Raw genomic sequence first — 12357 nt, forward strand, 5'->3', positions numbered from 1 at the left:
CATGAACCGCATTCTGCTTGCCGTCTTCATCGTCGTCCTGGCGGGGCTGCCGCTCTTGCCTGTCACGCCCGAGTTCTGGGTGACGCAATTGAACTACATCGGGCTGGCCAGCCTGGTGGTGCTGGGGCTGGTGCTGCTGACCGGCGTCGGCGGCCTGACCTCGTTCGGCCAGGCCGCGTTCGTCGGCCTGGGCGCGTACACCACCGCCTATCTGACCACGCAATACGATGTGTCGCCGTGGCTGGCGCTGCCCGCCGGCCTGATCCTGACCGCCGTGGTGGCGTACCTGCTGGGCGCGATCACGCTGCGCCTGTCGGGCCACTACCTGCCGCTGGGCACCATCGCCTGGGGCCTGTCGCTGTACTTCCTGTTCGGCAACCTGGACTGGCTGGGCAAGCATGACGGCATCGCCGGCATCGAGCCCATCAGCATCTTCGGCATGTCGCTGGCCAGCGGCCGCCACATCTACTACCTGATCTGGGTGTTCGTGCTGCTGGCGCTGTGGGCGACCCGCAACCTGCTGAACTCGCGTCCGGGCCGCGCCATCCGCGCGCTCAAGAGCGGCGCCGGCATGGCCGAGTCGATGGGCGTGAACACGGCCGCCTACAAGGTCGTGATCTTCGTCTGGGCCGCGCTGCTGGCCTGCGTCTCGGGCTGGCTCTACGCGCACATGCAGCGCGCCGTCAGCCCCAGCCCGTTCGGCATCAACTACGGCATCGAGTACCTGTTCATGGCCGTGGTCGGCGGCGCCGGCTACGTCTGGGGCGCGCTGCTCGGCTCCAGCGTCATCCTGGTGCTCAAGGACCAGCTGCAGAACCTGCTGCCCAAGCTGTTGGACACCAACGCCAACTTCGAGATGATCGTCTTCGGCGTGCTGCTGATCCTGATGCTGCAATACGCCCGCAACGGCCTCTGGCCGATCCTGGCGGGCTGGTGGGGCAGCCTCACCGGCGCCGATGGCTCGCGCCGCAACCTGGCCCCGCCCAAGCCGGCGCCGGCGCTGCCGCTGCGCGCGCGGCCGCAAGCCGGGCAGGTGGTGCTGGAAGTGGATGCCATCCGCAAGGAATTCGGCGGCCTGGTCGCCGTCAACGACATCAGCTTCAAGGTCCGCTCGGGCGAGATCATGGGCCTGATCGGCCCCAACGGCGCCGGCAAGAGCACCACCTTCAACCTGATCAGCGGTGTGCTGCCAGTGACGCGTGGCAAGGTCACCTTCATGGGCGAGCGCATCGACAGCCGCTCGGCGCGCGAGATCGCCAAGCTGGGCGTGGGCCGCACCTTCCAGCACGTGCAGTTGCTGCCGGGCATGACGGTGCTGGAAAACGTCGCGCTGGGCGCGCACTTGCGTTCCGACGTGGGCGTGTGGGCGGGCGCGCTGCACACCGACCGCGCGCGCGAAGCGCAACTGCTGCACGAGGCCGCCGAGCAGATCAAGCGCGTCGGCCTGGGCGAATACCTTTACGAGCAGGCGGGCAACCTGGCGCTGGGCCAGCAACGCATCCTGGAAATCGCGCGGGCCCTGGCCAGCGACCCGGTGCTGCTGTTGCTGGACGAGCCGGCCGCCGGCCTGCGCTACAAGGAAAAGCAAGACCTGGCGCGCGTGCTCGAACAGTTGCGCGCCGAGGGCATGAGCATTCTGCTGGTTGAACACGACATGGATTTTGTGATGCGCCTGACCAACCACCTGGTGGTGATGGATTTCGGCACCAAGCTGGCCGAAGGCGTGCCGGCCGAGGTGCAACAGAACCCGGCGGTGCTGGAGGCCTATCTGGGCGGCATCGACGACGACCTGCCCGAGGCCGACCAGGCCAAGCCGGTGTCCGCGGGAGGCGTGCAATGACTTCCTCCAAACCCGTTCTCGAAGTCAGCAACCTGTCGGCCCGCTATGGCAAGGTCGGCGCGCTGGCCGGCGCCACGCTGACGGTTCCGGCCGGCAGCATCGTTACGGTGATCGGCGCCAACGGCGCCGGCAAGTCGACCATGCTGAACGCCATGATGGGATCCCTGCCGCAGACCGGCCATGCGGCCGGCAGCGTGCAGTACGCCGGTACCGACGTGTCGGGCTGGCCGGTCGAGCGCCGCGTCGCCGCCGGCATGTCGCTGGTGCCGGAGCGGCGCGAGCTGTTCGGCAGCATGTCGGTGGAAGACAACCTGCTGCTGGGCGGCTTTCGCCGCTACCGCGCCCGCGAAAGCGGCTGGCGCGATACGCTCAACGAGGTCTTCGACCTGTTCCCGCGCCTGCGCGAACGCCGCGCCCAGCAGGCCGGTACGCTGTCGGGCGGTGAGCGTCAGATGCTGGCGGTCGGCCGCGCGTTGATGGCCAAGCCGGCGCTGCTGATGCTGGACGAACCCAGCCTGGGCCTGGCGCCGCGCATCGTGCGCGAGATCTTCCACATCATCGCGCGCCTGCGCGAGACCGGCGTGGCGATCCTGCTGGTGGAGCAGAACGCGCGCGCGGCGTTGCAGGTGGCCGACTACGGCTACGTGCTCGAAACCGGCGAAGTCATCCTGCATGGCCCCGCACGCGAGCTGGCCGGCGATCCCAAGGTGATCGAGAGCTATCTCGGCCTGGGCAAGGGCGCCGATCAGGCCGAAGCCTGATCGATGCGGCGAGGCGGGCGCGTCAGTCCGCCTCGCGTTCGAACACCGCGACCACGCGGAAGCGTTCGCACACCAGCAGCATATCCGGCGCGTAGCCGCCATTGCGGTCGAAATAGGCGATGTGCTCCGATCGCCAGGCCTCGTAGGGGCCTTCGCCCTCGGCCACGGCAAAGGCCTCGTCCACGTCGTCGAAACGCTGGATCACGACGCTGAGCGTCTCGATGGCGCAGGCCGGGCGGCCGCGGCCGTCCAGCGCCACGTCGCGCCGGCCCGGCTCGGGCACCGGTTCCTTCTCGTCGAAATCGCGCAGCGCGCCACAGGTGGCGGTCTTGGCGCCGGACAGCACCAGCGCCAGCAGTTGATCGGCCAATTCGGGCGAGTCGCCGAACCGGAAGGTCACCGCGTTTTCGTAGGGGGCGGGCGGTTTCACGCTACTGGCATCCATTGCAGGATCAGTTCCTGGCCCATCGCGGGGTCGGAAGTCGAGGGGGCGCCGGTCTCGATGCGCCCGGCCAGGCGTTGGACGGAACCGGGCGCGTCGTCGGCGCGCACGCTGAAGTCGTACCACCCGCCGCTGGCGGCCAGGTTCCACGCCACGGTGGCGCTCAGGCCCGGCGCCAGCGCCGGTTCATGGTGGCCGGCATAGCCATAAGCGTTGGCCTCGACCTGGAAGCCGCGCGCCCGTTCGCCAGGATTGCGCAGCGTCAGGCGCAGCGTCGGGCCGGCGGCGTCACAGGCGGCCTCGACCGCCAGGGGCGCGGGGTCGGCGCGCAGCCGGCCGGCGAGGTGGCGATGAAAGCCGTTGGGGCCCAGCACCCACAGATCGTAGCGCCCGTCGTCGCCTGTCGCCTGCCAGGCATCCTCCAGGTGCTTGCCGGCTTCGACGGTGTAGCGGCGCGGGCCGTCCTCCAGGCGCAGGCGGTCATAGACGTGCAGCACGGCGCCGGCGCTGCCGGTATTGTCGAAACGCAACAAGACCTGGTCGCCCGTCACGCGGGCCCGCGCCGCCAAGGCGTAGGGCAGCGGACGCGACGGGCGCGTGCCGGCCGCCTGCCGCGCCAGCGCGGGCCGCTCGGGCGCGGGCGGCGTGACGGTGCCGGGCAGCGCGGCGGCCCGCGCCGCGCGCGTGGCGGTGGCCGGCAGGCCACGGGTCAGGTCGGCCTCATCGGGCGTGGCGAAATCGAAGATCGAGGTCAGGTCGCCACAGACCGCGCGGCGCCATGGCGAAATGTTGGGCTCGGCCACGCCGAAGCGGCGCTCGACGAAGCGCAGCACCGAGGTGTGGTCGAACACTTCCGAGTTGACCCAGCCGCCCTTGGTCCAGGGCGACAACACGTACATCGGCACGCGCGGCCCCAGGCCGTAGACGCCGTGCAGGTGCGCGGCCGTGTCGTCCTTTTCGGTGCCGGTGACAATCTCGTGGTACTCGCCCGTGGTGTCCACGGTCGACGCGCCCGCCAGCCGGCCGTCGCGGCCGCGCGAGGGCGGGGCGGGCGGCGGCATGTGGTCGAAGAAGCCATCGTTCTCGTCGAACATCAGCAGCAGAACGGTCTTGCTCCAGACCTCGGGATTGGCGGTCAGCGCGTCCAGCACGCGCGCGGTGTAGTCCGCGCCCTGCGCCGGGCTGGAGGGGCTGGGGTGCTCGGAGCCGGCCTTGGTGGCGCAGATCCATGACACCTGCGGCAAAGTGCCATCGAGCACGTCCTGGCGCAGCCCGTCCAGGCCGCGGGTGGTCAGCGCCTTGTCCTTGAGCGCGGCCAGCGCGCCGGGCACGCCGTGATAGGCGTCGCGGTAGGCCTTGAAGCCGGCGGTCGGGTTGAGCGAGTAGTTGTCCGCCATGTCCTGGTAGATGCGCCAGCGGATGCCGGCGCGTTCCAGGCGTTCGGGGTAGGTGGTCCAGGTGTAGGCGCCGGCCGGATCGCCGCCGCCCAGCTTGTTGTAGGTGTTGCCCAGCGCCGGGCCGTGACCGCGCCCCAGGCCGTCGTTGGTGCCGCTCCAGACGAACAGGCGGTTGGTGTTGGTGCCGCCGGTGAACGAGCAATGGTAGGCGTCGCACACGGTAAAGGCGCGCGCCATGGCGTACTGGAACGGCATGTCCGCTTCGGTGTAGTACGCCATCGAATGATTCTTCTTGGCGGCCGGCCACTGGCCCATGCGGCCGGCGTCCCAGGCGTCCTGGGCGTTGGACCAGGTGTGCGGCGTGCTGGCCACGCGCATGGCCTCGTAAGCCGCGCCGGTGTCGAGCCGGAACGGCAGCACGCTGCGCGGCGCGCCCTCGTCGGGGCGGCCGTTGTATTGCGCCCAGACCGTGCGGCGCTCGAAATCGGGGCTGGCGGGCACCGGGATGGGAAAGCGGTCGCCGAAGCCGCGCACCCCGGCCAATCCGCCGAAGTAGTGGTCGAACGACCGGTTTTCCTGCATGAAGATGACGATGTGCTCGACATCTTCGATGCTGCCCTTGCGGCGGTTGGCGGGTATCGCCAGCGCGCGGCGGATGGAGGCGGGCAGCAGCGCCAGGGCGCTGCCGGCGCCGGCGATCGCGGCGCCGCCGCGCAGGAACTCGCGTCGGGAATGCATTGGGTTTCCTTGCGGGGTGTCCTTGTCACGCGGCGCGGTCCCGGCCGGGGCCGCGCATTCCATGGCGCCGGGGGCGCTTATTGCTTGCGCGTGCTTTCGGCGTAGTCCATGTACAGCTTGTGGGCGCGGCGCGCCAGCGGGCCGTATTCCAGCTTGCGGTCCTCGACGCGGTTCACGTGCACCACCTTGCCGTAGTTACCGGACGAGAACACCTCATCGGCGGCCTCGATGTCGGCGCGCGTCAGGCTGCGCTCCTGCACTTGCACGCCATCGGCCTTGAGCAGCGCCAGCACGCGGCGGCGCGTGATGCCGTTCAGGAAGGTGCCGTTGTCCACCGGGGTCGAGACCACCCCATCCTTGGCGATCCACAGGTTGCTGGAGGCGAACTCGGCGATGTTGCCGGCGCCGTCCAGCATGATGGCGTTGTCGAAGCCCTTGTCCATCGCCTCGCGGATGGCGCGCTGGCCGTTGGGATACAGGCACGAGGCCTTGGCGTCGGTCGGCGCCATGTTGGGCCAGGAGCGCGCGAAGCTGGAGAAGCAGGCGGAAAAGCCTTGTTCGCCCGGCATCGGCACCTTGAACACGTGCAGCACGAACTGGGTCTTGTCGGCATCGGGCAGCAGGAAGCCGTCGGCGCAGAAAAACATGGGCTTGATGTAGAGCTCGCTGCCTTCGGGGAACTTGGCCACCGCCTGCAGGCACAGCGCCTGGATTTCCTGCCACGTGATCTGCGGCTTCATCAGCATCTTTTCGGCCGAGCGCACCACGCGCTGGCAGTGCAGGTCCAGGTCGGGCGTCAGGCCGCGGAACGCGCGCGCGCCGTCGAAGACCATGCTGGCCATCCAGAAGGCGTGGTCGGCGGGGCCGAGCAGTTTGGGGTTTTCGGTGGTCCAGTGACCGTTGTGCCAGAACAGGGCGTCCATGGTGAGTCTTCCTTGCGGGGTATCGGATTGGCGCGCTGTTGGCGCCGAAACGTCAGGATACATGAGGCACGGGCTGCTTCACTCGCGGTCCAGCGCCGCCTGCACCCGGTCGGCCGCATCGGCCGGCATCCATTGCCGCCATACGGGGCCGTATTGCTTGAGGAAGTAGCGGGCCGCTTCCTCCGGTTCCTTGCCTTCGGTTTCCAGCCAGCCGAGCGTGGCGTCGATTGCGTCGCGGGGGATGGCGAGCCGGGCCAGAAACGCGGTCAATTGCGGCGCCTCCTTGGCGAAGGCGCTGTTGACGCCGGTGACCACCGGGTTGGGTTTGAATTCGGTGGCCACGGGCTTGGCGCACTTGGGGTCGGTCAGGCAGGTATAGGCGGCCGGGTCGAAGGCCGGCAGTTCCAGCTTGACCAGGTCGAGCGCGCCCACCAGCGCGGTGGGCGTCCAGTAGTAGAAGACGATGTCGCGCTGGCGCTTGTAGGCCGACAGGATGGCGGCCTTCTGCGCGGCGCCCGAGCCGGGCGCGAACAGGTTGTAGTCGCGCTCCAGGCCCAGTGCGCGCAGCAGATTGTCGTTCAAGGTGCCACAGGCCCAGCCGGCCGGGCAGCCATAGATGCGGCCGCGGCCCGGATCCTCGGGATCGGCGAAAACCTGCTTGAAGCGCGCCAGGTCCGCCGCCGATTTCAGGCCGGGATGACGCTGCGCGGTATAGCGCGGCACGTACCAGCCTTCGCCGGCGTCGTAGACATGGCCCAGGCCCTGCACGCGGCCGCTGGCCAGCGCCTTCTTCCAGGCCACCTCGATCTGCCCCGGCCACACCTCCGGCGTGACGTCGACATCGCCGCGTTGCAGGGCGGCCAGCATCGGCAGCGTTTCGCCGATCTCGACACTGGTCTTGCAGCCGTAGCCATGTTCCATCACATAGCGTTCGATACCCGCGAGGACCAGGTTGGATTCCCAGTTCAGGCCGCTGAAGCGGACCGGGCGGTCGACTTCGCAGACCGGCTTGGCGGCGTGCGCCGCGGCCGGCGCGAGCAGGGCGGCGGCCAGGGCCAGGACACCGCGGAAAGCGGCAAGCGTGGGCTTCTTGCGCATGGGAGAGCACCTTTCGGGTTGCGTGCCGGCCATTGTAAAGGCGTGGCCTACCATGCAATCGGGGCCGCGCGCGGCGGCCCCGAGGGTCGGGTGGCGATGCGGCCGGCGGCCGCGCGGATCAGGCGCGCGCCGCGCGCCGCTTCTCGATCAGCGCGCTGATCTCGCCGACGATGCCGCGGCGGAACGCCAGCACGCAGATCACGAAGATCAGGCCGATCACAATGGTCACCGACTCGCCCAGGCGCAGGAACCAGTCGACGCCGGTCAGGCTGGCCATCATCTGGCCGAAATCGCCGACCTTGTTCTCCAGCAGCACCACGATGAAGGCGCCCAGGATCGGGCCGGTCAGCGTGCCGAGCCCGCCGATCAGCGTCATCAGGATCACCAGGCCCGACATCTGCCAGGTCGCGTCCGACAGCGTCGCCGACACGAACACCAGCGTCTTGGTGGCGCCCGCCAGGCCGGCGATGGCGGCCGACAGCACGAAGGCCAGCAGTTTGAAGCGGTCGACGTCGTAGCCCAGCGAGATCGCGCGCGGCTCGTTCTCGCGCAGCGCCTGCAGCACCTGGCCGAAGGGCGAGTGCACCGTGCGCCAGATGATGAAGTAGCCGATGATGAACACGCCCATCACCAGGTAGTACAAGTTCAGGTCTTTCGACAGGTCGATGATGCCCAGCAGCGTGCCGCGCGGCACGCTCTGCAGGCCGTCTTCGCCGCCGGTGAACTTGGCCTGCAGGAAGAAGAAGAACACCATCTGTGCCAGCGCTAGCGTGATCATGGCGAAGTAGATGCCGCTGCGGCGGATCGCCAGCGCGCCCATCGCCAGGCCCAGCAGCGCGGCCACCGCCACGCCGAACAGCAGCCCGATCTCGGTCGGCACGCCCCACACCTTGAGCGCATGGCCGGCCGCGTAGGCGGCGCTGCCCAGGAAGGCGGCGTGGCCGAACGACAGCAGGCCGGTAAAGCCCAGCAGCAGGTTGAAGGCGCAGGCGAACAGGGCATAGCACATGATCTTCATGGCGAAGATCGGATACACCCCGACGAAAGGAAGAATGGCCACCACGATGGCCAACACCGCATAGCCCAGGAATTGACGATTCATTTCTCTTTTCCGAACAGCCCGGCCGGGCGGAGCAACAGGACAATGGCCATGATGATGAAGACGACCGTGCTGGACGCCTCGGGCCAGAACACCTTGGTCAGGCCTTCGATCACGCCCAGGCCCAGGCCGGTGACGATGGCGCCCATGATGGAGCCCATGCCGCCGATCACGACCACCGCGAACACCACGATGATGAGGTTGGACCCCATCAGCGGCGAGATCTGCAGCACCGGCGCGGCCAGCACGCCGGCAAAGCCGGCCAGCGCCACGCCGAAGCCGTAAGTCAGCGTGATCATGCGGGGCACGTTGACGCCGAAGGCCTCGACCAGGCGCGGATTTTCGGTGCCGGCGCGCAGCAGGGCGCCCAGGCGCGTGCGTTCGATGACGAACCAGGTCGCCAGGCACACCACCACCGACGCCGCCACCACCCAGCCGCGATAGTTGGGCAGCACCATGAAGCCCAGGTTGGTGGCGCCGCGCAGCGCCTCGGGCGTGGGATAGGGTTGGCCCGATACCCCGTAGAAGCTGCGGAACAGGCCTTCGATCAGCAGTGTCAGGCCGAAGGTCAGCAGCAGCCCGTAGAGGTGATCGAGCTTGTAGAGGTGCTTGAGCAGCAGTTTTTCAATGAGGATGCCGAACAGCCCGACCACCAGCGGCGCCAGGATCAGCATGACCCAGTAGTTCAACCCCAGGTACGACAGGCCCATCCAGGCGATGAAGGCGCCCAGCATGTAAAGCGCGCCGTGCGCGAAGTTGATGACGTTCAGCAGTCCGAAGATAACCGCCAGGCCGAGCGACAGCATGGCATAGAACGAACCGTTGACCAGTCCCAGCAGCAACTGGCCGAACAAGGCCTGTATGGGGATGCCGAAAATATCAGTCATCTTGTGAAAATCCTGCGCGTACGAAGGGAGGCGGGCAAATTCAGGACGCGACCCGGCCGCGCCGGCCTGGTCGCATCAAGGGGTCGCATCGACGGAAATTACTTCTTGACCAGCTTGCAGGTCGACTCGGACAGCTTGGTGTAGACCTCGTCGCCCGGCAGCGTGGCGACCACCTTGTAGTAGTCCCACGGGCCCTTCGATTCGGCCGGCGTCTTCACCTGCATCAGGTACATGTCGTGGATCATGCGGCCGTCTTCGCGCACATAGCCGCCCTGGGTGAAGAAGTCGTTGATCTTGTTCGACTTCATCCACTTCATGAGGGTGTCGGCATCGTCGGTGCCGGTGGCCTTCACGCCGTTCAGGTAGAACGTGACCGACGAATAGTCGCCCGCCTGCAGCATGGACGGCTTGCGGCCGACCTTGGCCTCGAACTTCTTGGCCCAGGCGCGCGAGGCGTCGGATTGATCCCAGTACCAGCCGTCGGTCAGGTACATGCCCTTGGTCGCTTCCAGGCCGAGCGAGTGCACGTCGTTGATGAACACCAGCAGGCCGGCCATCTTCATCGTCTGGGTCACGCCGAATTCATTGGCGGCCTTGATCGAATTGATGGTGTCGCCGCCCGCGTTCGCCAGGCCCAGGATCTGCGCCTTGGACGCCTGCGCCTGCAGCAGGAAGGAGGAGAAATCGGAGGCGCCCAGCGGTGCCCGCACCTGGCCCTTGACCTCGCCGCCGGCGGCCTTGACCACGGCCATCGTGTCGCGTTCGAGGGCGTGGCCGAAAGCATAGTCGGCCGTCAGGAAGAACCAGCTCTTGCCGCCGTCTTTCACCACCGCCGAGCCGGTGCCGCGCGCCAGCGCCACGGTATCGTAGGCGTAGTGGACGGTGTAGGGCGAACACTGGGCGTTGGTCAGGTCGGAAGCGCCCGCGCCGATGGCGATGAAGGGCTTCTTCTTTTCCGCCGCCACGGCCGCCATGGCCAGGCTGGTGGCCGAGTTGGTGCCGGCGATGATGACGTCGACCTTCTGCTGGTCGAACCATTCGCGGGCGCGGGCCGAGGCCACGTCCGCCTTGTTCTGGTGGTCGGCCGACAGCACTTCGATCTTCTTGCCGTTGACCGCGCCGCCGAAATCCTCGATCGCCATGCGGATCGCTTCCAGACCGGCCTTGCCGTCGATGTCGGAGTAGACGCCCGACATGTCGGTGATGAACCCGATGCGGATGACATCGTCGGAGATGCCTTGTGCCTGGGCGGGGGCCCCGGCAAATCCCAGGCCCGCCATGGTCAGTGCAGCAGTGATGGTGTGCAGCTTCATGGGATGACTCCTCTTCCCTTTGGTATATGGGATGCCGGGAAACCGGCGGGTGACAGGTTGTTTTAGACGCCCAGCAATTCGTTGAGCGTGTCCTGTTTTTCTGAAAGTTCGGCGGCTTCGAAATGCTCGACGATCTGGCCGTGCTCCATGACGTAGAAGCGATCGGCCAGCGGCGCCGCGAAGCGGAAATTCTGTTCCACCATGACGATGGTGTAGCCACGCTGCTTGAGCGCGGTGATCATGCGGGCCAGCGCCTGCACGATCACCGGCGCCAGGCCCTCGGAGATCTCGTCCAGCAGCAGCAGGTTGGCGCCGGTGCGCAGGATGCGGGCCACCGCCAGCATCTGTTGTTCACCGCCCGACAGGCGCGTGCCGGGCGAATGGCGGCGTTCCTGCAGGTTGGGGAACATGTCGTAGATTTCGGTCAGGGACATGCCACCGCCGAGCGAACCCACCACGGGCGGCAGCAGCAGGTTCTCTTCGCACGACAGGCTGGCGAAGATGCCGCGTTCCTCGGGGCAATAGCCCACGCCCAGGTGAGCGATCTTGTAGGTCGGCAGGTCGATGGCCTCGGTGCCGTGGATACGCACGGAACCCTTGCGGGAACCGGTCAGGCCGAGGATGGCCCGCAGCGTGGTGGTGCGGCCGGCGCCATTGCGGCCCAGCAGCGTGACGACCTCGCCTTGCCCCACGCGCATATCCACGCCGTGCAGGATATGCGATTCCCCGTACCAGGCCTGCAGGCCCGAGATTTCCAGTGCCGGGGTACTCATGCGTGCGCTCCTTGCAGTTCGCCGTCGGTGGTGCCCATGTAGGCCTGCATCACGGCGGGATGGCGGGACACTTCGGCGTAGTTGCCCTCCGCCAGCACCGCGCCGCGCGCCAGCACGGTGATGGTGTTGGCGATGGAGGACACCACGTTCATGTTGTGTTCCACCATCAGGATGGTGCGGCCGGCGCTGACGCGCTTGATCAACTGCGTGACGCGATCCACGTCTTCGTGGCCCATGCCCTGCGTGGGTTCGTCCAGCAGCATCAGCTCGGGTTCCATCGCCAGCGTGGTGGCGATCTCGAGCGCGCGTTTGCGGCCGTACGGCAGGTTCACCGTGGTTTCATTGGCGAACGCGCCCAGGTCGACCTGTTCGAGCAGGGCGCGGGCCGGTTCATCGAGCGCGGCCAGGCGCTTGGTGCTCTGCCAGAAATGGAACGACAGCCCGGTCTTGCGTTGCAGACCGATGCGCACGTTTTCAAGCACGGTCAGGTGCGGGAACACCGCCGAAATCTGGAACGAACGGATCACCCCGCGCCGCGCGATCTGCGCGGGACGCTCGCCGGTGATGTCGATGCCGTTGAACTTGATGGTTCCCGAAGTGGGGGAAAGAAACTTGGTGAGCAGGTTGAAGCACGTGGTCTTGCCGGCGCCGTTCGGCCCGATCAAGGCGTGAATCTGCCCCCGCTTGATACGCAAATCGACCCCATTGACCGCGACAAAACCGCGGAATTCCTTGGTGAGGCCTTTTGTCTCCAGGATCGTGTCGTCCATGTCCGCTGTACCGGCGTTGTATTTATTTGGACTCTGCCCGGCGTGCTGCGCAGGCCCCCGCGAGGGGTAAGGAAAATCATGGAAATGCCATGTTTTCTATAAGAGTTGCCGGCGAGTATGCGCACCTCTGAATCAAAATTCCATGAGGGTTTGTCATAGGTTTTGCGGTGCGGAAAGGTGAATTGTCGGATAGCGGACAATTCGCATGGCGGCTGGACGAAAGCCCTATGCCGACACGCAATGCGTTGCAGCAAATCGGTATCGATTGCCATCAGTGCGTCAGCGTGGCGGGCATCGGGGAAAACCCGGTTTTTTC

General features: G+C 67.2%; 11 protein-coding genes. 2 read left to right on the forward strand and 9 right to left on the reverse strand.

All coding sequences use genetic code 11. The features are described 5' to 3' along the window. Position 1 precedes the first annotated feature (1 nt). Entirely contained in the window at positions 2–1840 is a 1839-nt protein-coding gene (locus tag ACN6O8_RS00540; RefSeq protein WP_006389248.1) for an ABC transporter permease subunit, read from the forward strand. Further along, positions 1837–2601, forward strand: coding sequence for an ABC transporter ATP-binding protein (locus ACN6O8_RS00545; protein WP_427989149.1), 765 nt, complete (start codon positions 1837–1839; stop codon positions 2599–2601). Before ACN6O8_RS00540 ends, ACN6O8_RS00545 begins: the two co-directional genes overlap by 4 nt. Positions 2602–2623: 22 nt before the next feature. Here ACN6O8_RS00545 and ACN6O8_RS00550 read toward each other — a convergent pair whose 3' ends face one another. From ACN6O8_RS00550 to ACN6O8_RS00590, 9 genes are all read right to left on the reverse strand, one after another. Then, a complete protein-coding gene (locus ACN6O8_RS00550) occupies positions 2624–3031 on the reverse strand; it encodes an ASCH domain-containing protein (protein WP_427989150.1) in 408 nt (135 codons plus the stop codon). Next, positions 3028–5178, reverse strand: a complete 2151-nt coding sequence (locus ACN6O8_RS00555) for a phosphocholine-specific phospholipase C (RefSeq protein WP_427989151.1) — start codon at positions 5176–5178, stop codon at positions 3028–3030. Before ACN6O8_RS00555 ends, ACN6O8_RS00550 begins: the two co-directional genes overlap by 4 nt. Positions 5179–5255: 77 nt before the next feature. Then, entirely contained in the window at positions 5256–6101 is an 846-nt protein-coding gene (locus ACN6O8_RS00560; RefSeq protein WP_427989152.1) for a branched-chain amino acid aminotransferase, read from the reverse strand. 78 nt (positions 6102–6179) lie between these two features. Continuing rightward, positions 6180–7199 (reverse strand): ABC transporter substrate-binding protein, encoded by a 1020-nt coding sequence (locus ACN6O8_RS00565; RefSeq protein ID WP_427989153.1) that lies wholly within the window; start codon positions 7197–7199, stop codon positions 6180–6182. Positions 7200–7317: 118 nt separating this feature from the next. Further along, positions 7318–8301 (reverse strand): branched-chain amino acid ABC transporter permease, encoded by a 984-nt coding sequence (locus ACN6O8_RS00570; RefSeq protein ID WP_427989154.1) that lies wholly within the window; start codon positions 8299–8301, stop codon positions 7318–7320. Beyond that, positions 8298–9185 carry a branched-chain amino acid ABC transporter permease gene (locus tag ACN6O8_RS00575; RefSeq protein ID WP_427989155.1) on the reverse strand — a complete coding sequence of 296 codons (888 nt, stop codon included), beginning with the start codon at positions 9183–9185 and terminating at the stop codon, positions 8298–8300. Before ACN6O8_RS00575 ends, ACN6O8_RS00570 begins: the two co-directional genes overlap by 4 nt. A 98-nt stretch (positions 9186–9283) precedes the next feature. After that, positions 9284–10498 carry an ABC transporter substrate-binding protein gene (locus ACN6O8_RS00580; RefSeq protein ID WP_427989156.1) on the reverse strand — a complete coding sequence of 405 codons (1215 nt, stop codon included), beginning with the start codon at positions 10496–10498 and terminating at the stop codon, positions 9284–9286. 62 nt (positions 10499–10560) lie between these two features. Further along, on the reverse strand, positions 10561–11271 hold the full coding sequence (locus ACN6O8_RS00585) for an ABC transporter ATP-binding protein (RefSeq protein ID WP_427989157.1): 711 nt from the start codon (positions 11269–11271) through the stop codon (positions 10561–10563). Further along, positions 11268–12041 carry an ABC transporter ATP-binding protein gene (locus ACN6O8_RS00590; protein WP_427989158.1) on the reverse strand — a complete coding sequence of 258 codons (774 nt, stop codon included), beginning with the start codon at positions 12039–12041 and terminating at the stop codon, positions 11268–11270. The genes ACN6O8_RS00585 and ACN6O8_RS00590 overlap by 4 nt, the downstream gene beginning before the upstream one ends. Between the last annotated feature and the right edge of the window lie 316 nt (positions 12042–12357).

Origin of the sequence: Achromobacter sp. (genome assembly GCF_050285565.1) — a bacterium.
Classification (GTDB): Bacteria; Pseudomonadota; Gammaproteobacteria; order Burkholderiales; family Burkholderiaceae_B; genus Achromobacter.

What these genes read in the sequence shown, in the direction of transcription:
- ACN6O8_RS00545 (WP_427989149.1), top strand. Translation starts at nt 1,837, where the DNA reads ATGACTTCCTCCAAACCCGTTCTCGAAGTCAGCAACCTGTCGGCCCGC.
- ACN6O8_RS00560 (WP_427989152.1), bottom strand. Translation starts at nt 6,101, where the DNA reads ATGGACGCCCTGTTCTGGCACAACGGTCACTGGACCACCGAAAACCCC.
- ACN6O8_RS00565 (WP_427989153.1), bottom strand. Translation starts at nt 7,199, where the DNA reads ATGCGCAAGAAGCCCACGCTTGCCGCTTTCCGCGGTGTCCTGGCCCTG.
- ACN6O8_RS00570 (WP_427989154.1), bottom strand. Translation starts at nt 8,301, where the DNA reads ATGAATCGTCAATTCCTGGGCTATGCGGTGTTGGCCATCGTGGTGGCC.
- ACN6O8_RS00580 (WP_427989156.1), bottom strand. Translation starts at nt 10,498, where the DNA reads ATGAAGCTGCACACCATCACTGCTGCACTGACCATGGCGGGCCTGGGA.
- ACN6O8_RS00575 (WP_427989155.1), bottom strand. Translation starts at nt 9,185, where the DNA reads ATGACTGATATTTTCGGCATCCCCATACAGGCCTTGTTCGGCCAGTTG.
- ACN6O8_RS00590 (WP_427989158.1), bottom strand. Translation starts at nt 12,041, where the DNA reads ATGGACGACACGATCCTGGAGACAAAAGGCCTCACCAAGGAATTCCGC.
- ACN6O8_RS00585 (WP_427989157.1), bottom strand. Translation starts at nt 11,271, where the DNA reads ATGAGTACCCCGGCACTGGAAATCTCGGGCCTGCAGGCCTGGTACGGG.
- ACN6O8_RS00540 (WP_006389248.1), top strand. Translation starts at nt 2, where the DNA reads ATGAACCGCATTCTGCTTGCCGTCTTCATCGTCGTCCTGGCGGGGCTG.
- ACN6O8_RS00555 (WP_427989151.1), bottom strand. Translation starts at nt 5,178, where the DNA reads ATGCATTCCCGACGCGAGTTCCTGCGCGGCGGCGCCGCGATCGCCGGC.